The sequence below is a fragment of the Gilliamella sp. genome (assembly GCF_024104075.1).
Taxonomy (GTDB): domain Bacteria; phylum Pseudomonadota; class Gammaproteobacteria; order Enterobacterales; family Orbaceae; genus Gilliamella; species Gilliamella bombi.
In genome coordinates this window covers 1-19,365 of sequence record NZ_JAGGHR010000009.1, presented here as the reverse complement: position 1 = coordinate 19,365, position 19,365 = coordinate 1, and the positions used below count along the sequence as shown (strand labels likewise).

Below are 19,365 nucleotides of genomic sequence, written 5' to 3'. Positions count from 1 at the left end.
AACCTATTTAGTTCCGCCACTAATTTTGGCGGAATTTTATTATTTTTAACTTAAGCAAAAAAATTTATGAATACAAATTCATCATCCACAACAGAAAACCAATTTAAACGAACCATGAAAACCCGTCATTTAATTATGTTGTCACTGGGTGGCGTTATTGGCACAGGTTTATTTTTTAATACTGGTTATATTATTGCTACTGCTGGGGCTATTGGCGCTATTATTGCTTATTTAATTGGTGCATTAGTTGTTTATTTAGTGATGTTGTGCTTAGGCGAACTGGCTGTCGCTATGCCTGAAACAGGTGCATTTCACACTTATGCTTCTCGCTTTATTAGTCCTGGCACTGGTTATACCGTTGCTTGGCTGTATTGGTTAACTTGGACAGTGGCACTTGGTTCAAGTCTAACCGCAGCTGGATTATGTATGAAGTATTGGTTCCCTACTGTTTCGGTCTGGATTTGGTGTTTAATTTTTTGTATCGTAATCTTTGCATTAAACATTATAACCGCTCAATTCTTTGCCGAAAGTGAATTTTGGTTTTCAATCATTAAAGTCATCACTATTATTATTTTTATTGTTGCTGGAGCTGCTGCTATCTTTGGTTTTGTTCCTATGAAAAATGACATGCCAGCACCTTTTTTACACAATATTACCGATAATGGCTGGTTTCCTAATGGTATAACACCAATTATCATGACGATGGTTTCAGTTAATTTTGCCTTTTCTGGTACCGAGTTAATTGGTATTGCTGCGGGCGAAACTCATAATCCCGAAAAATCGATTCCACTTGCCATTAAAACAACAATTTTAAGATTGATTCTCTTTTTTATTGGAACCATTATTGTGTTAGCCTCTCTACTACCTATGGATCAAGCTGGCGTTATTACTAGTCCATTTGTAATGGTATTTGAAAATATCGGTATTCCATATGCTGCTGATATATTTAATTTTGTTATTGTAACCGCTATTTTATCAGCCGCTAATTCAGGACTTTATGCCTCTGGGCGTATGATGTGGTCGTTGTCTAATCAAGGTACACTACCAAAGTGCTTTGCTAAATTAACCAATAAAGGTATTCCAATGATCGCTATTGCAGTAAGTATGCTTGGTGGATTGTTAGCGTTATTTTCAAGCGTGATAGCTCCTGATACTGTATTTGTAGCATTAACCGCTATTTCTGGCTTCGCCGTGGTAGCAGTTTGGTTAAGTATTTGCATTTCACATTACTTTTTTAGAAAGCAACTATCCGAAAATCAAAAAAATGCCTTAAAATATAAAGCACCATTTTACCCTTTTGTGCCAATTTTAGGGTTTATTCTGTGTTTGATTGCTTGCATTGGTTTAGCATTCGATCCAGAACAACGCATTGCGCTTTATTGCGGTATTCCTTTTGTAATTGTCTGTTTTATTGCGCATCACTTTACCCAATCTTATCAAAAACGAGCAGTAAAAAATGACAAGTTATAATCCAATTAGTGCACTATTCAAACAAAAAAGTCACATTATTATTGATGGTGCACTAGCCAGTGAACTACAACGCCGTGGATGCGATCTTAATGATAGTCTATGGTCGGCAAAAGTATTAATTGAAAAGCCCGAACTGATCTATCAAGTTCATTATGACTATTTTAAAGCTGGCGCCGATTGCGCTATCACCGCCAGCTATCAAGCCACACCAGTAGGGTTTGAAAAAAAAGGAATTACGTTTGATGAATCTATCAAATTAATAAAAAAAAGCGTTGAACTTGCACAGCAAGCTAAACAGCAGTATTTGAATGAAACAAAGCAAAATAAAACATTATTGATTGCTGGGTCAGTTGGTCCCTATGGAGCATATCTTGCTAATGGGTCAGAATATACTGGCGACTATCAACTAACTGAAGCTGAATTTATTGATTTTCACCGTGATCGCATTCAAGCCTTGATTAATGCCCAAGTTGATATCCTTGCTTGTGAAACTCTACCTTCTTTTGCTGAAATTAAAGCGTTAGTTAAATTGATACAGCAGTTTCCAACTATCAATGCATGGTTTTCGTTTACATTAAAAGATGCCCAGCATCTTAGCGATGGCACACCATTATCACAAGTAATAGATTATTTAAACAACTTCGAGCAAATTGTAAGCCTTGGTATTAACTGCATTGCGTTAGAAAGTGTTACTCCAGCATTAGAAGTGCTAAATAAGCTTACAACCAAACCATTAATTGTTTATCCAAATTCAGGTGAACAATATGATCCAATAACAAAACAGTGGCACAAGAACCATCAACATGATTGCACCTTCAAAAATCAACTACCAATCTGGACAAAATTAGGTGCAAAATTAATTGGCGGTTGCTGCCAAACAACACCAAATGATATTAAAGAGATTGTGAGATTATTAAAGGATTATTAATTTTATTGTGATTGGATTTTGAGCATGAAGAGCTATTATAGTTTTGCGATAATATCTTAAACGGCTTCAAATCCAATCAAATTAAACCAACAAAACCATCAGTTAAACACTTGATTTTTTTCTTCTATCAAGTTAAAGCCTGATAGTCCAGTCAATAATTCCCTAGTACAATGAAAAGCTACTGAACAATTAATTATTGAACTTAATTCATTTGATTATAAATCGCAATTAATAGCACTACAAATAAGTGCAATGTTCCATCCTAAATTTTTACTATCTATCATTTGAAGGAAGCAATTAACTTTTCTAAAATAAACCGACTCGTTTCACTTTTCTTGTTTTGGATAAATATGTTCATTTTTTAATAAATTACCGTATTAAGCAATTCATAAATAAATGAATACACAAATTTAATTGCAGGATCAGATTAAATAATATTTAATTGAATAATATCATTAAAAAGGCAGCTATATTAAAAAGCTGCCTTAAAATTATAGACAAAATTAAATTTACTTAATGATTAAAAATTAACCTCAGTCCCAACAAAGTATCGTCTACCTTCTAAGGTTTTACCAAAATCATCGTTAGTTACATTTTTATCAAATAGATTATAAACACCAGCATAAACCTTAGCTTGTTTATGTATTTGATAAGATGCACCGATGTCCCAGAAAGTATAACCAGGATATTCAACTTTTGTGCCATCACGGTTATTAGACGATTCCATGCCATAATAGGCCATTTTTGTCCATAAATCCCATTGTTGGGTGACATACCAATCTAATTGAGTATTGAATTTTTGTTTAGGGGTTCGATTTAAAGATCGTCCTTTAAATTGCCCACTTTTTTGTTCTGTTTTTGTCCAAGAATAGTTAGATGTTAATAGGAAATCAGTAAATAAAGGCGTTTTAAATGAAAATTCAAAGCCTTTAAGATCAGCTTTGCCAACATTTTCACGGCCTTGTATAAAGTCAAACTTTTTACTATAACCATTCAACAAGCACTTGCTTCCTTTTTTACGATTACAAATATAATATGATTGAATTTTGTCTTTATATTTTGTGTAAAATGCAGTTGCAGAGGCATCAATACCATAATCATTGGTATAACCTATACCAATTTCGAAATTATTTGTTTTTTCTGGTTTTAAATCTGGATTTCCAATGATTACACCATCAGAATATCCACCACCAGTAACTTGCCCCCAATCTGTCACCACATAACGTAATTGTGGTGTAGCATAACCAGTAGAATAACCGCCTTTTAACGTAAAGTTATCATCAATATTCCACACACTGTAAACTCTTGGGTTCCAGTTGCTACCATAATTTTCATCTTTGTTATAACGTAATCCTAATGTTAAACTCCAATTTTCTAAAATACGTAACTCATCTTCTCCAAATAACGCATAATTCCAACGATCAATTTTAGATAATGTCGTTTTTAGTTGATTTCCTTCGTCATGCAACTCTTGATAATTATATTTTCCGCCTAAAGTCAGCATGTTAATACTAAAAGGAATAGTAACACGTGTATCTACATCCGTATTACGAATTTTCATGTTCCTTTTTGGGTTATTATTTCCTTCATAAGAGACAAATGAAGTTGTAGAAACATCACCAAACAAACCATTATGTGTTAAAGCAAACGTATTTCGTCTATTATCTCTATTAAAATCACTTCTAGATTTATCTCTTGTTTTTCCTGCAGTTGCATTACTATTTTGTAAAGCTCGGCCAAAATCGAGATCAAATTTTTGTGTGTCTGTAGCATTTAAAGATAATTTACCATTTAAACTACGTAATTTTTGTCCTGCATGGCCAGCAAGAAATTTATCTTCATGGCGATTTGAATACTGCCCATAAAGTTGTATACCTAAAACGTCATCAATAATCGGTCCCATGGTCGAAAAACTGCCAGTATATGTATCTTTTTCTTTTGAACGATAAGGAATAACCGATTCTAAACGTATACCACTTTGCCATTTATTTGACACTTTTTTGGTAATAATATTAACAACCCCTCCCATCGCATCAGAACCATATAATGACGACATAGGGCCTCGCACAACCTCAATACGTTCAATTGCCGTTAATGGTGGTAACCATCCTTGTTCAAATCCTGAATTATCACTATTTGGTCTTGTTTCGCGGGTACTAACCTTTTTGCCATCTACTAATATTAGGGTATATTTGGCATCCATGCCTCGAATACTAATATCAGTAGAATCACCACCACCAGTAATATTTACTCCAGGAATATCCTTCAACGCATCTGTGACATCACGATAAGGTTTTTTTTCAATTTCTTCTGGTGTAATTACCGAAATGGTAGCTGGTGCTTCTTTGACTTGTTGAGAAAACCCCGATGCAGTAACAACCATGGTGTCAGTATCTGAATTGCTAGCTGCTATAGCAGCTGTCGATAATGACAACAAAATACTAGTATTAATGACATTTGTAGCCAATTTAATCTTCTTTTTTGCTTTCATTGTTATAACCCTATTATTTATAATGACATTTATAGATTTATAAGATATATGAAGACTACACTATATGAGAATGATTATCAATATCTTTAAAAAATTATTTATAGCTAGACAAATCCTTTTTGTTAAATGATAATAATTATCATTTATATAAACACAGGAAAATTTGAGATGAATAAAAAGAAAAAGATATTTTTAAGTAGTATTGCATCGATTATATTAAGTTTAACTGGTTGCCAATCAACGACAACAATGAGTGTAACTGCCAACAACCAAACGGTACAAGTTCCTAAGTCGCCCGAAAAAGTTGTTGTCATGAACTATGGGGCATTAGATACTTTAGATGCGTTAGGTAAAGGTTCGATAGTTGTTGCAACTCCACTATCAGTTATCCCTTCTTATTTGCAACAATTTAACAAAACATCAATTACCGATACAGGCAATATGAAAGAACCCAATATTGATGCAATCAGACAAGTTAAGCCAGATTTAATTATTATTGATGGCCGTCAAGCTAGTAAAACTGAAGATCTATCTAAAATTGCACCTGTCATTAATTTAAGTGTTAACGCCCAAAATTATGTTGAATCAACCAAAAATCATATCCACCTACTGGCAAATATTACAGGCACAGAGAGTAAAGCTGATAATATTATTCAGTCATTAGATGAAAAAATTCAACATGCCCGAGCAGTAGCCGAAGCTAGTTCTAAAAAAGCTGTTGTTGCTATTCATAACGATGGGAAGATGATTCTTATCAATTCAAGTTCCAGCGCGGCATTGATTCACGATGTACTAGATGTTAAACGAGCGGTACCACTCACCGTTATGCCCGCAAATAACTTAATAGGCAAACCAAAACCAATTTTTATTGATGATAATTACATTAAATCAGTCAAACCTGATATTATTTTTGTTGTTGATCGTAGCAAAGCAATCGGCAATCAAGGTATGGCTGAGCACTTTTTTTCACAAAAAGTATTAAACAAAAGCAAAACACAGGTTGTTTATTTAACTCCTGATCTTTGGTATTTGTCTGGTGGTGGTGCTGAAAGCATAGATCGTCAAATTGACGAAATCATTAATGCATTAAAATAATATAACTTGATTGTTAACTTTTTATTTTTTTAATAGCCTTTATTGTCAATAAAGGCTTTATTTTATACTGATAAATATCAGAGAAATACTTAATAAATAATTCTTTTTATTCAAACGAACTACTTTCCGAGTTATTACTAATACTTAATAGATAAGCTAAAGCATTGTTAATGTAAATTTGAAATTAGAAAATCGGTATATTAACTATGATGAAATGTGATAAAATGCCGACTTTATTTTGATTTGTAAACGATAATTAACAAATATAGTTTATTGAATTCTCAAACAATACCTCTTTAATATAACACACTATTATAAATACTATGAATATGTTACCCCCTACAATTGGATTTGTGAGCCTTGGCTGTCCTAAAAATTTAGTTGACTCTGAACGAATTTTAACCGAACTGCGTACACAAGGTTATCAAGTCGTACCTAGCTATGACAATGCCGATCTGGTCATTGTAAACACTTGTGGATTTATTGACAGTGCAGTGCAAGAATCTCTAGAAGCAATCGGCGAAGCTCTTAATGAAAACGGCAAAGTCATTGTAACTGGATGCCTTGGTGCCAAAGAAGATCAAATTAGGACTGTACACCCAAAAGTACTTGAAATATCAGGTCCACACAGCTATGAAGCGGTACTAAATCATGTTAATAAATATGCACCAAAACCTGCTTATAATCCATTTACCAGTCTAGTCCCCCAACAAGGTATAAAACTAACACCAAAACATTATGCTTACCTAAAAATTTCTGAAGGTTGTAATCATAGTTGTACATTTTGCATTATTCCATCATTACGAGGTAAAATGATTAGTCGCCCTATTGGTAACGTACTTGATGAAGCAAAACGACTAGCCGACAGTGGTGTTAAAGAATTATTAGTTATTGCACAAGACACTTCAGCTTACGGCGTTGATATCAAAAACAGGACCAGTTTCTGGAATGGAATGCCATTAAAAACTGATATTCAAACGCTTTGCGAACAGTTATCAAATTTGGGTATTTGGGTCAGATTGCATTATATGTATCCTTATCCAAGTGTCGATAATCTAATTCCATTAATGGCGGATGGTAAAATTTTGCCTTATTTAGATGTGCCATTACAACACGCAAGTCCAACAATTTTAAAATCAATGAAACGACCTGGAACCATTGAAAGAACCTTAGAACGTATCCATAAATGGCGAGAAATCTGTCCTGATATCACGTTACGTTCAACTTTTATTGTTGGTTACCCTGGTGAAACAGAACAAGATTTTGAATTACTGCTCGACTTTTTATCACAAGCGCAATTAGATCGCGTTGGCTGCTTTCCATACAGTCCTATAGAAGGTGCTGAAGCCAATAAACTTGCCGATCAAATTCCTGAAGCAATAAAACAAGAACGTTTTGATCGCTTTATGCAATTACAACAAAAAATCTCAACGCAAAAATTACAAGCCAAAATTGGCAAAACGCTAGCTGTCATTATTGATGAAGTTGATGAAGAAGGCGCAATTGGTCGTAGTATGGCTGATGCCCCTGAAATCGACGGCGTTGTTTATTTAAACGAAGAAAACCAAGTCAAAGTCGGTGATATTGTTCAGGTTAACATTGAGCATTCCGATGAGTACGATCTATGGGGAACGGTTAAACGTTAATTAACACCATGAAACAACATTATAAACACGAAGTAAAAAATCTGGTTAAATTGGCAGTTCCGGTGCTAATTGCGCAAGTATCGCAAACCGCAATCACTTTTGTCGATACCATTATGGCAGGAAATTATAGTAAAACCGCCCTGTCTGGAGTGGCTATTGCAGTTTCAATTTGGTTACCAACAATTTTATTTGGGCAAGGCTTACTCACCGTTTTAACGCCAATTATTTCAAACCTAAATGGTGCAGCTAAACGAAACCAAGTTGCCGATCATACTCGGCAAGGCGTTGTCATCGCATTGGTATTATCAGTGCTTATGATGTTAGTTCTCTATCATTCCGACCTAATAATAAACTTAAGAAGCTCGGACGATCACCCTATTGATCCAGAAATGATGGACGTGGCAACCAAATTTTTACGTGCCATAATGTGGGGTGTGCCAGCATTCTTGCTTTTCTTGGTCTACCGCAATCAATGTGAAGGGCTATCAAACACAAAGCCAGCCATGGTGATTATATTCATTGCCCTTCTTGCCAACATTCCAATTAATTACGTTTTAATCTATGGAAAATTAGGCTTACCTGCTTTTGGTGGGGTCGGCTGTGGCATTACAGCGACAATCATCTTTTGGCTCATGTTTATATTAATACGCTTATATACACTCACTAGCGCAAGCCAACGCGACATTCGCCTAACACCAATCACCAAACTAGTTGATTTTGCTATAATCAAAAAAATTGTTGTGCTTGGTACTCCTCTTGCTCTCGCTTACTTTTTTGAAATGAGCTTATTTGCTGTGATTGCATTATTAATTGCCCCATTAGGTCAAATAACCGTTGCTGCACATCAAATTATATTCACCATCAGCAGTTTAACCTTCGCTATTCCATTATCTCTTGGGGTTGCTACTAGTATTCGTGTCGGTTATTTACTGGGCAAAAGAAAACCAGTTTTAGCCAAACAAACTTCTTACATTAGTTTAGCCATATCCTTAGCAATCGCCATTATAGTTGCATTAATTTTAGTTATTTTTAGTTCACAAATCATCACCATATTTACACAAGAAAATGCTGTAATTGCTATTTGTATGCAACTTATTATTTTACTCGCTATTTATCAAGCGTCTGACTATTTACAAGTAGTAGCTAGTAATGTGCTTCGAGGTTATAAAGACACTAAAAGCATTTTTTTTATTACTCTACTTTCTTATTGGGTAGTCGGATTGCCGGTTGGTTATGTTCTAGGATTAACCGACCTAATCATTCAGCCAATTGGCGCAGCTGGTTTTTGGATAGGTATTATATCAGGACTTGCTGTTGCGGCATTACTATTAATAGCTAGGATGATCTATATTCAAAAACAACCTGTTGAAGTTATTTTAGAGCAGGCATCAAGATAAAGTTATTTATTAAAGACATTCAATAAAATAAAAAAGATTAACCTCATTTTATTAATAACAACTTATTGATTATTCAATAAATAAACATAAATAGGTTAATCTTTCAATAATTATGGACAAGCAACCATCCCATCGAAGTTCTAACATTAGTCCATGGTGGTAAACCCTAGACATAAGAAACTTCATCACTTTCTCCTCGTCGATACTAATACTCACAATTAAAATATTGGATATTTTTTATCAAAACCTATTGTCAAATATTTGAATAAATTTATAATTCTTGAAACCAAAAATTGATATAATAAATATAGTTACTATGATAAAAAAAGAAAATATACTTTCACATGGAGTGTGTCTTTGTCTTTCTATTTTGCTTGTTTACTTATTAGGTTACGAGCAAAGATTTGATCGCATATTTCTAACTTACTTTTCTCTTACTTTTTTAGCTCGACTTACTTTTTTTCGAATCTTTTTCTGCATTTGGTTTGTAATAGCTGCTATCTATTTTCCTATTGGATTTTATTATGGTCCACCTAATGTTGCCGTAATTAGTGCTATTGCTGAAACAGATTTTGATGAAATGACGGAATTCTGTTCACAACTATCAGTTTATTTTTATTTTGCTCCTCTAATCTTAGCATTAATTTTTATTATATTATTTAAAAGATTTTCATTTCCAAAAATTAACAATTTCTATTTACTTATTTTTGTATTAGGGCTATGTTTTTATAGACCAATTAAAGCTGTAATAAAACATAATCCAAATTCTTTCAATACAATATCAACTACTTTATTGAATAACTTAAAGTATCCTATTTTTGAGTTTTCTCTCTCATTTTACGATAGTGCAAAACTTTATTTTCAAGAAAAACAAGAACAATTAAAACAAATTGAGCAAACAAATACTATCCCAATTTTATCTATTAATCCTCAAAAAAAGAACTATATTATTATTATTGGCGAAAGTGTTCGTAAAGACTATATGAGCGCTTATGGTTTTAAACTTGACAATACTCCCTTTGCTCGCACCCAAGCCAGCATTATTTGGGATGGATTAATAACACCTGCACCAAATACCCAATCATCAATTCCACATTTAATTAGTCAATCAATCTTTTTAGACGACAAAAAAGTCAATGCACAACTAAATAATAATATTGTTAGCATTGCTAATGAGGCAGGATTTGAAACTTATTGGCTTTCAAATCAAGGTAAGTTAGGCACAATTGAAATTACGGTACCTCGTATTGCCTCTTATGCACAACATTCATTTTACACTAAAAAAGGTGAATATAATGGTAAATCATCGAGAGGAAAACATGATACTTTATTATTACCTGAATTAGATAATATTTTATCGACAGAAAATAGCAAACCAAAACTTATTGTTATGCACCTAATTGGTTCACACTCTAACTTTTGTAAGCGATTAGAATTTAATGTGCAGTTTGATCTGAATAATAAAAATATATCATGTTATGTTAGTAGTATTAAAGAAACAGATGATCTTATTGCACAAACTATCAGTATACTAAAAAAATATAATCAAGATTATTCAGTTGTTTACTTTGCAGATCATGGGCTTGCGCATGCAGATCAACATAATGACTTAAGACACAATTCAGAATATCAAGATAGTTATCGTGTCCCATTTATCTTTTTTGATTCAGATAAAACACCCCAGCAAAAAATTAATAAACAAGTATCGGGATTCCAATTAGTTTATCTATTGAGTAACTGGATGGGTATAAAATTAGACGTAAACCATAATTATATGGAAAACGAACTTTCTCAAATACCAGAACAACAAAATATCAAAGTTAAAGGCTGGGATAACAATAAATTATATCAATTTGATAAACTAAAAAAAGATCCTAATCCCTATTAGGTTTATAATCATAGACAGATATAAAATGCCATCATTAGATCAGATGGCATTTGATTGATAATTATTCTATTATTATTTTAATAAACTATTTGCCTGAGCTATTACATTTTCAACAGTAAAGCCGAATGCTTTAAATAGTTGATCAGCTGGACCTGACTCACCAAAGCTTGTCATGCCAACGACTTTGCCGTTAAGACCAACATATTTATACCAGTAATCGCTGATACCAGCTTCAATAGCTAGGCGAGCTGTCACTGATGATGGCAATACTGACTCTCTATAAGTGCTATCTTGTTTATCAAACGCATCAGTTGATGGCATTGACACAACTCGCACTTTTTTACCTGCTTGTGTGAGTTGATGATAAGCTTCAACTGCAAGTTCTACTTCTGAACCAGTAGCAATAATTATCAACTCTGGAGTACCAGTACAATCATTTAAGATATAACCGCCTCGATAGACATTGGCTAATTGTTCAGCTGTACGTTCTTGTTGTTTTAAATTCTGTCTTGAAAAGATTAATGCAGTTGGACCATCTTTGCGCTCAATACCATACTGCCAAGCAATAGCTGACTCCACTTGGTCACATGGGCGCCAAGTACTCACATTTGGTGTAACACGTAAGCTTGCCATTTGTTCAACAGGTTGATGCGTTGGGCCATCTTCACCCAAGCCAATTGAATCATGTGTATAAACAAATAATGAACGGATTTTCATTAACGCAGCCATACGAATAGCATTGCGTGCGTACTCCATAAACATTAAGAATGTTGCACCATAAGGAATAAATCCGCCATGTAAGGCAATACCGTTCATGATTGCTGACATACCAAACTCACGCACACCATAATGGATATAGTTACCATCAGCATTAGCTAAAATTTCTTTAGAGCCTGACCACATGGTTAAGTTACTTGGTGCTAAATCTGCTGAACCACCTAAAAACTCAGGTAATGCAGGAGCAAAGGCTTCGATAGCATTTTGAGATGCTTTACGAGTTGCAATAGTTGCTGGATTTGCTTGGAGTTTATTCACCACATCGTTAGCAATTTGTGACCAATTTGCAGGCAAATCACCATTAACACGACGCTTGAATTCTTTAGCTAAATCAGGGTAAGCCTTAGCATAAGCATCAAAACGAGCATTCCATTCATCTTCTACTTGTTTACCTTTTGCTTTCGCATCCCAAGCATCATAATAATCTTTAGGAATTTCAAAAGCTGGGTGATTCCAACCTAGTGCTTTACGGGTTGCTTCAATTTCGGCATCGCCTAATGGTGCGCCGTGACTTTCATGGCTACCTGCTTTATTTGGCGAACCAAAACCAATTACCGTTTTACACATTAATAAAGATGGTTTATCGGTTACGGCTTGCGCTTGTTCAATCGCTTCTTTTAAGGCTTTAGCATCATGGCCATCAATACCACGAATAACATGCCAACCATAAGATTCAAAACGTTTTGCGGTATCATCAGTAAACCAACCTTCTACCTCACCGTCGATTGAAATTCCATTATCGTCATAAAATGCAATTAGTTTACCTAGCTTTAGCGTACCTGCTAATGAACACACTTCGTGCGATATTCCTTCCATCATACAACCATCGCCCATAAACACATAAGTATGGTGATCAACAATAGTATGGCCTGCTTTATTAAATTGAGCTGCTAATGTTCTTTCAGCGATTGCCATACCTACAGCATTGGCAATACCTTGCCCAAGTGGGCCTGTGGTTGTTTCGACACCTGGCACATAACCATATTCAGGGTGTCCTGCAGTTTTTGAATGCAACTGACGGAAATTTTTAAGATCATCAATCGTCACATCATAACCAGTTAAATGCAATAGGCTATAAATCAACATAGATGCATGACCATTTGATAAAACAAAGCGGTCACGATCAGCCCATTTAGGATTGGTTGGATTGTGTTTTAAAAAGCCACGCCAAAGTACTTCGGCCATATCCGCCATACCCATAGGTGCACCAGGATGGCCTGATTTCGCTTTTTGCACGCCATCCATGCTTAATGCCCTTATCGCATTCGCCAGTTCGCGGTGAGATAGTGTGGTTGCATTCATGTCATCATCTCCAAAAAATTTTGAGTTTAAATTTGTTAATACCTGCAAGGTTAACATCACTTGCAAAATCGTTATTTAAATTAACGAAAGAAAATAGCATAAAAATGGGGAGCATACTCCCCAATTGTTTTATACGATTATAACAATGCGCTAATCATGTCTTCTAATTTGCCTTGGTCAACGGCAAAAGCACGAATCCCTTCGGCTAATTTTTCAACTGCCATAGCATCGCTATTATGTTGCCATCTAAATTCGGCCTCAGTCATTGGCGCAGGACGAGCAACTATGGTTTGATTTGGATTGAGCTTCTGTACAACAGGCGTATTTGATTGTTGCATTTCGGCCAGTAAGTTAGGCGAAATTGTCAATCTATCACAACCTGCTAATGCTAAAATCTGATCGACCTTACGGAAGCTAGCCCCCATAACAATAGTTTTATAACCGTGTTGTTTATAATAATTAAAGATATTACGCACAGAAATTACGCCCGGATCTTCATCCGCAACATAAGGTTCGATTGATTTTTTAGCTTGATACCAATCATAGATTCGGCCCACAAAAGGCGAAATTAAAAATGCATTTACTTCAGCACAAGCACGTGCTTGTGCGAACGAAAATAGCAAAGTTAAATTACAGTTTATCCCTTCTTTTTCTAGCACTTCAGCCGCTTTAATACCTTCCCAAGTTGAAGCAATTTTAATTAAGATACGTGACTTATCAATACCCTTTTCTTCATAAAGTGCAATAATTTTACGTGCCTTTTCAATACATCCTTGTTTATCAAAAGACAAACGAGCATCCACTTCGGTCGAAATACGACCAGGAACTGTTTTTAAAATTTCGGCGCCAATATTAACTGCAACCTGATCACACGCATTAACTAATTGTTGTTCTTTACTGCCACCAATTTTTTTCGCAGTTTCAACTGCAGAATCAATTAAATAACGATATTGAGGAAGTTGCGCTGCTTTCAAAACGAGGGAAGGATTGGTTGTTGCATCTTCGGGGGAAAACTGCTTAATAGAATCGATATCACCAGTATCGGCTACCACTACAGTTAATTTTTTAAATTCATCTAATTGACTCATACATTTTATCCTCATACAACGTTTTACTATAATGAAAGTATAATAACATTTATTCAACAATAAAACGACTTTGTCATGAGGTGGTCATTAATCTATCTTGTTGTCAAAAATCAGATAGGCTAAAAACATAAAATGTAGCCTCAGACTCTGATAATATAGAATCACTTATCCATGTTTGCTAGCTTATCCATACAAATAAAATTAATTTTGTGAATTTAATCACAAAATCAAATCAGCGTTAATTAGCATCATTTATCTATGATGCAACAAAATAATTGACAACACATTATAAATGTAAAAAGTTACTGATTCATGATTCAATTAAACCCAAACATATTCAACATTACCAGCTAAGTGACAGTTTGAACAAGAGTGACACTTATTAGTTTGGCAAAACAATAGCTGATCTTGTACTATGAGCTTTATCATCCCTTTTTTAATCCAAAACCCTAACATCTGCTCAGCTGCACTTTCAGGTAAACGAAAATGGCGTGCAACATCTTGCAATGGTACACGGCCTTTTAATTGTACATAATCACGAATCGACGTTATTAACATAGCAATAATCCGATAATTAAAGTTACAGAAAAATCACAAATCTTTTCTCTATCTATATTTTTACAAATTAGCTAGCCAGCTACTTACTGACAGCATGATGATTCTTTACACTGTTGTAGATTCGGTTCCGTTTGTTGGTTAAATGATGAATATCGCCCTAAAGTACGCATAAACAATAGTGCTACAACAATAAATACACTACATCCCAAAAGCCACCAACCTGCCATAGTAGAATGCCCAAGCAAAGTAAATTGATAATAAATCGTTGCTGTTAGCCATGCGATAGTAAAAGTCCAAATTGCCACAAATATCATCCATCTAAAACCAGCCTCTCGGTACACAGCTCCTAATGCAGCAGCACAAGGTGTATAAAGTAAAATGAAGATCAAATAACTCATCGCATTCGAAGACGAACCAAAAGCGCCCTTGATTTGAGAAATTGTTACCGAATTTACATCCAAATCAGACTGAAGTGAATCAATATTTTGTGAAACTGTATTAAACCCTAGTGGATCTAATACTGCATCTGATAGATCAACTAAATTCTTAGGAATCGTTGCCAACGCATCTACAATCCCTTGTGATAAATCAAATGACTTGGTTGCTTGCTCATTGTCATCGCCCATCGAATAAAGCGAATTAAGCGTTGCAATCACCGACTCCTTAGCAAAAATACCCGTAAAAATTCCCACCGTTGCGGGCCAATTATCGTGTTTAATCCCCATTGGTGCAAATGCTGGAGTGATTGTTTGGCTAACAACAGAAAGCATAGAGTCCTGCGAACTTTCGTGTCTAAACGAACCATCACTCCCCCATGAATTAAGCATACTTAATATTGTTACCATCAACACAATGGCTTTACCTGCTTTAAAAATAAACGACTTTAAACGTTGCCAAGTTAAACTAATTAGACTACTTAAAGTCGGAATACGATACACTGGCATTTCCATAATAAACGGTGTTAATGAACCTTTTAATAGCGTAAATTTAAGTATAAATCCGGTTATCATTGCCACAACTACACCAAGCAAATATAAGGCAAACACCACTAAAGAAGCATTTTTAGGGAAAAATATCACAGCGAATAAAGCATACACCGGCAATCTTGCTCCACATGACATAAAAGGAATCATACAGATCGACATAATACGATCACGTGTACTTTCTAACGTTCGCGTGCCCATAATGGCTGGCACACCACAACCGAATCCCACTAACATTGGCACAAATGCTTTTCCCGGCAAACCAATGCAACGCATCAGCCGATCGATTACCATTGCTGCTCGCGCCAAATAACCAGAATCTTCCAAAAAAGATAAACAAAAAAACATCGCCCCAATGACAGGAATAAAAGTTGAAACAGTTTGAATGCCGCGGCCAATCCCATTAGCTAAAACAGCCGTAAGCCAATTCGGTGCATTGATAGCATGAAGTAACTGCGTTGTGCCATCGACAAAGATAGTACCACACAGCACATCAAAAAAATCAATAAACACAGCCCCAAAATTAATTGCTAGCATAAACATGGCATACATTGCGAGTAAAAAGAACGGAATACCAGTAATACGCCCTAAAGTAATATTATCCAATATATCTGAAAATCGACGACTAAGTTCACGTGGTTTATCAATCACTTTCTTACAAATTGTATCAATCGTATCATAACGTGCACTAGCAAGCGCCACATCAATTTCATTATCACACCATTTTGCAAGCAATGAACGGCAGTTTGCAAACATCTCTTTTTCGCATTCGAGTAAGTTATAACGCGAATCATCTAATAACGCATCCATCAATTGCCAACGATTGAATTGATGCACAACACTATCATCTGGTAACTCACAAATACAACGATTAATCACCGCTTGCTGATCATCGCCAAGCAAATCAATCGACGGTTGAGCTACTTGTGGCGTGATTACCATGTTTTCGATTTGTTGATAAAAGCACGATAGCCCCATTTTTTGGGTTGATGATAATGCCACAACAGGGCAACCTAACAGTGTTGACAACATATCAACATTAATCTGTTCGCCCATGGCTTTAACTGCATCCATCATATTTAATACAACAATCATTGGCACTTGCAAATCAATTAACTGACAAGTTAAATACAGACTACGTTGCAAATTAGTTGCATCCATAATATTAATAATAACACTATCACTATCAGACAACACAAACTGACGTGCGATAAGCTCATCTTGTGAAACACTAAGTGGGTCTGGTTCGATCGAATATGTACCAGGCAAATCAACGACTTCATATTGTGCATTATGATAAGTAAAAACACCTGTCTTACGTTCAACAGTCACTCCAGGCCAATTTCCTACACGTTGCTTTGAGCCAGTTAATAAATTAAATAATGTCGTCTTACCACAGTTAGGGTTACCAATTAATGCTATCTTCATTTACTTACCTCCATAACTTCAATAGCTTGTGCTTCTTTACGACGCAAACAAAGCCAAAATCCACGCATTTTAATTTCAATCGGATCACCAAATGGTGCAACTCGCACAACCAGAACCTTACACCCTGGTGTAATCCCCATTGCAAGTAACTTTCGACGAAAAGGTAACGATTCGGGTAACAACCTAGTAATAACCGCCTCGTGGCCTAAAGGTAACTGGTTAAGAGTAAAAAATGACATTACGCTTCCTAAAAATGACAACAGTGCTGATATAAATAATCATATAAAATTAAAAATACATATTTTAGAAAGAAATGAAGTTATTTTTAGTGTAAAAATGCGAATTATTCTCAACAAAAATAAATAAACAGTAAAAAAATAGTAAATATAATTAAACAATAAAAAATACAAACTCAAACCTTCGCTGTGTTGTGTTTCTAAATAGGTAAAATAAATACTCACGATGTAAATACCCCAAACTTAGTACACTCTCACGTAGAAAATTAAGCTGCCTGTTTTCGTGTTTTTAATTCAATAGGCATCATATTATTTGATGTCTTATGTGTAGGATATTACTAATATTGTTTACGGTAATTTGAGAAACTACTGTAATAATTAGTCGTAAAAAACAAAATTAGCGCTTTATCACCAGCAAGCGATATGGCGTTTATATCATAAAGAAAAAACGACGGCCATTGATTTGGCTAAACGCTATTACAAAACCTATCCAAGCAAAATGCTACAGGTTGATACCAAAGGTTTATCTTTACTTATAAATCAAACGAAACAGCAAACTAGAAAAATTATTTTCTAGTATTAACATGATTTTTTTGTTTTTTTACTTAAACACGGTGTTTTCCTGAAACTTTTTGACAAAAATTGGACAGTCTTTGTTTGTTAGATAAATATTTGTTTAGATAAACTGCGTGATAATCGCTGTATCAAGCAAAAATGTACCAATCCAACCTGTCAAACCGATGTGAAAGCCGAAAGAGTGATACAAACTTTGAATTGCGATGTGGCATAATCGGCAAATATTTAGCAATTCAAAAGATAGAAAACAAAAACTGAAACGCTTTATTAATTTTTATAATACCATTAAACCCCATAAAGCGATTTCAGGCAAAACGCCTTATGAGTCTTTAGAGGATTATTTTAATTATGAAGTGTAAACAACTCGGCGTTTTCATACAGATTAAGAACTAAATGCTAAAAGCTAAGGCGCAATGCAAACAGCATAATTGGTGTGGCTAGCTGGGCGGACGCGGGCGTCGTCCGAGTCGACAGCGAACCGGGTGCTACCTGCCGCGTCGCCTGTCCAGTAGCCGTAAAAAACGAAGCCCGCACCAGCGTAGTCGTCCATGCGGCCCCACTCCGTAAAAAATCCTGCTCTTATGTGACGCTGGTAAAATAGAGTACCTGATGACGGCGTAGCACCATCTATGTTATTTATACATGGGAAATAATTATTATCTACACCACACTTCGAATTGGTTAAATCCCTTATCCTCGGCATTCGATACCCCAAACTATTACACCATGCTAACTGGTCACTATAAGTTTTCAATTGATCACCCCGATTGACGAACCACTGCTTTAACACAAATCCATATTTTACTACCTCATCAGCGGTACTAATATCCCTACCCACTAACTCAAACGTCTGCGGTAACCTTGGCTTAGCAATTGGGTTAGGATGTGGATTGTACCATTGATTTCTTGCCTCTGGACCTGTTAGCTTAACACGGGCGACAACTTGTCCCTTATCTTCATCAGGGATCCACCTATCATTAGCTACAACATTTGTCACTGTCGCAGTGATTCCCCCCAAAGTAACGGGTTCCCATGTCAATTTATTTATATTTACTCCAGTTATAAGTAAATCAAAATATAAATTATGCATACCTGTGGTCGGGAAATTGAGGTTGTATAATTCAGGATGAATTGATTCAAAATCAATTGATTGTACTAAAAAGCCCTTATCAGGATTCCATAAGCTAGCTTGGCCTGCATATTCGTCGTCACCAAAATTTAGATTTGGCCTTACATAATTGATAACTGGCGACGGTATTATTATTGCATCACTACGATTACCCGCTCTAACCTTTTTACCATTTGCCTGTACATTCCATGACGATGACAATAATAACAGTGCTGATACTAACAAAGCTGTTTTAGGTGATTTGAGCGATAATTTCGATAATTCGTTGAGAAATAATTTGGAAGGTATAAATAAGTTTCGTGAAAAAACTCGTCGAATAAGATTATTTGATAAACTTAAGACATAGGTTTGCCAGTGCTGGTGTCTGGTGTCT

Annotated in this window: 14 protein-coding genes; 7 read left to right on the top strand and 7 right to left on the bottom strand. The window is 35.2% G+C overall.

Annotation, left to right across the window (positions count from 1 at the left end; translation table 11 throughout):
* Positions 1 to 66: 66 nt before the first annotated feature.
* On the top strand, positions 67 to 1,470 hold the full coding sequence (gene mmuP / locus J6569_RS04160) for an S-methylmethionine permease (RefSeq protein WP_085163920.1): 1,404 nt from the start codon (positions 67 to 69) through the stop codon (positions 1,468 to 1,470).
* Positions 1,457 to 2,398, top strand: a complete 942-nt coding sequence (gene mmuM / locus J6569_RS04155; protein WP_296317744.1) for a homocysteine S-methyltransferase — start codon at positions 1,457 to 1,459, stop codon at positions 2,396 to 2,398. The genes mmuP and mmuM overlap by 14 nt, the downstream gene beginning before the upstream one ends.
* A 520-nt stretch (positions 2,399 to 2,918) precedes the next feature.
* Here mmuM and J6569_RS04150 read toward each other — a convergent pair.
* Positions 2,919 to 4,889, bottom strand: a complete 1,971-nt coding sequence (locus tag J6569_RS04150; protein ID WP_034911754.1) for a TonB-dependent receptor — start codon at positions 4,887 to 4,889, stop codon at positions 2,919 to 2,921.
* Positions 4,890 to 5,057: 168 nt separating this feature from the next.
* Here J6569_RS04150 and J6569_RS04145 point away from each other — a divergent pair, with 168 nt between their 5' ends.
* The 4 genes from J6569_RS04145 to J6569_RS04130 all read left to right on the top strand — a co-directional run bounded on the left by J6569_RS04145 (position 5,058) and on the right by J6569_RS04130 (position 10,915).
* Positions 5,058 to 5,984 (top strand): ABC transporter substrate-binding protein, encoded by a 927-nt coding sequence (locus J6569_RS04145; protein WP_296317742.1) that lies wholly within the window; start codon positions 5,058 to 5,060, stop codon positions 5,982 to 5,984.
* Positions 5,985 to 6,298: 314 nt separating this feature from the next.
* Entirely contained in the window at positions 6,299 to 7,630 is a 1,332-nt protein-coding gene (gene rimO, locus J6569_RS04140; RefSeq protein WP_366941240.1) for a 30S ribosomal protein S12 methylthiotransferase RimO, read from the top strand.
* Positions 7,631 to 7,638: 8 nt separating this feature from the next.
* Positions 7,639 to 9,027, top strand: coding sequence for an MATE family efflux transporter (locus J6569_RS04135; RefSeq protein WP_065608778.1), 1,389 nt, complete (start codon positions 7,639 to 7,641; stop codon positions 9,025 to 9,027).
* 316 nt (positions 9,028 to 9,343) lie between these two features.
* Positions 9,344 to 10,915, top strand: coding sequence for a phosphoethanolamine transferase (locus J6569_RS04130; RefSeq protein WP_296317737.1), 1,572 nt, complete (start codon positions 9,344 to 9,346; stop codon positions 10,913 to 10,915).
* A gap of 72 nt (positions 10,916 to 10,987) precedes the next feature.
* On the opposite strand, the gene tkt is transcribed toward J6569_RS04130, so the two are convergent.
* The 5 genes from tkt to J6569_RS04105 all read right to left on the bottom strand — a co-directional run bounded on the left by tkt (position 10,988) and on the right by J6569_RS04105 (position 17,290).
* Positions 10,988 to 12,994 carry a transketolase gene (gene tkt, locus J6569_RS04125; RefSeq protein ID WP_296317735.1) on the bottom strand — a complete coding sequence of 669 codons (2,007 nt, stop codon included), beginning with the start codon at positions 12,992 to 12,994 and terminating at the stop codon, positions 10,988 to 10,990.
* 137 nt (positions 12,995 to 13,131) lie between these two features.
* Positions 13,132 to 14,082: a transaldolase gene (gene tal, locus J6569_RS04120; RefSeq protein ID WP_296317733.1), complete on the bottom strand. Its 951-nt coding sequence runs from the start codon at positions 14,080 to 14,082 to the stop codon at positions 13,132 to 13,134.
* A gap of 321 nt (positions 14,083 to 14,403) precedes the next feature.
* On the bottom strand, positions 14,404 to 14,640 hold the full coding sequence (locus J6569_RS04115; protein ID WP_065575337.1) for a FeoC-like transcriptional regulator: 237 nt from the start codon (positions 14,638 to 14,640) through the stop codon (positions 14,404 to 14,406).
* A gap of 83 nt (positions 14,641 to 14,723) precedes the next feature.
* Positions 14,724 to 17,051 (bottom strand): Fe(2+) transporter permease subunit FeoB, encoded by a 2,328-nt coding sequence (feoB, locus tag J6569_RS04110; RefSeq protein WP_065589914.1) that lies wholly within the window; start codon positions 17,049 to 17,051, stop codon positions 14,724 to 14,726.
* Positions 17,048 to 17,290 carry a FeoA family protein gene (locus J6569_RS04105; protein ID WP_065589913.1) on the bottom strand — a complete coding sequence of 81 codons (243 nt, stop codon included), beginning with the start codon at positions 17,288 to 17,290 and terminating at the stop codon, positions 17,048 to 17,050. The genes feoB and J6569_RS04105 overlap by 4 nt, the downstream gene beginning before the upstream one ends.
* Positions 17,291 to 18,066: 776 nt before the next feature.
* Here J6569_RS04105 and J6569_RS11230 point away from each other — a divergent pair.
* The gene (locus J6569_RS11230) at positions 18,067 to 18,222 is read left to right on the top strand and encodes an integrase core domain-containing protein (protein ID WP_366941238.1); all 156 of its coding nucleotides are present in this window, start codon (positions 18,067 to 18,069) and stop codon (positions 18,220 to 18,222) included.
* Positions 18,223 to 18,266: 44 nt separating this feature from the next.
* Here the strand turns inward: J6569_RS11230 and J6569_RS04100 are convergent.
* A partial coding sequence (locus J6569_RS04100; RefSeq protein WP_296317731.1) for a hypothetical protein occupies positions 18,267 to 19,365 on the bottom strand: 1,099 nt, incomplete at its 5' end.

What these genes read in the sequence shown, in the direction of transcription:
- J6569_RS04105 (WP_065589913.1), bottom strand. Translation starts at nt 17,290, where the DNA reads ATGTCATTTTTTACTCTTAACCAGTTACCTTTAGGCCACGAGGCGGTT.
- mmuM (WP_296317744.1), top strand. Translation starts at nt 1,457, where the DNA reads ATGACAAGTTATAATCCAATTAGTGCACTATTCAAACAAAAAAGTCAC.
- tkt (WP_296317735.1), bottom strand. Translation starts at nt 12,994, where the DNA reads ATGAATGCAACCACACTATCTCACCGCGAACTGGCGAATGCGATAAGG.
- J6569_RS04135 (WP_065608778.1), top strand. Translation starts at nt 7,639, where the DNA reads ATGAAACAACATTATAAACACGAAGTAAAAAATCTGGTTAAATTGGCA.
- feoB (WP_065589914.1), bottom strand. Translation starts at nt 17,051, where the DNA reads ATGAAGATAGCATTAATTGGTAACCCTAACTGTGGTAAGACGACATTA.
- tal (WP_296317733.1), bottom strand. Translation starts at nt 14,082, where the DNA reads ATGAGTCAATTAGATGAATTTAAAAAATTAACTGTAGTGGTAGCCGAT.
- J6569_RS04130 (WP_296317737.1), top strand. Translation starts at nt 9,344, where the DNA reads ATGATAAAAAAAGAAAATATACTTTCACATGGAGTGTGTCTTTGTCTT.
- J6569_RS04150 (WP_034911754.1), bottom strand. Translation starts at nt 4,889, where the DNA reads ATGAAAGCAAAAAAGAAGATTAAATTGGCTACAAATGTCATTAATACT.
- J6569_RS04115 (WP_065575337.1), bottom strand. Translation starts at nt 14,640, where the DNA reads ATGTTAATAACGTCGATTCGTGATTATGTACAATTAAAAGGCCGTGTA.
- mmuP (WP_085163920.1), top strand. Translation starts at nt 67, where the DNA reads ATGAATACAAATTCATCATCCACAACAGAAAACCAATTTAAACGAACC.
- J6569_RS11230 (WP_366941238.1), top strand. Translation starts at nt 18,067, where the DNA reads ATGTGGCATAATCGGCAAATATTTAGCAATTCAAAAGATAGAAAACAA.
- J6569_RS04145 (WP_296317742.1), top strand. Translation starts at nt 5,058, where the DNA reads ATGAATAAAAAGAAAAAGATATTTTTAAGTAGTATTGCATCGATTATA.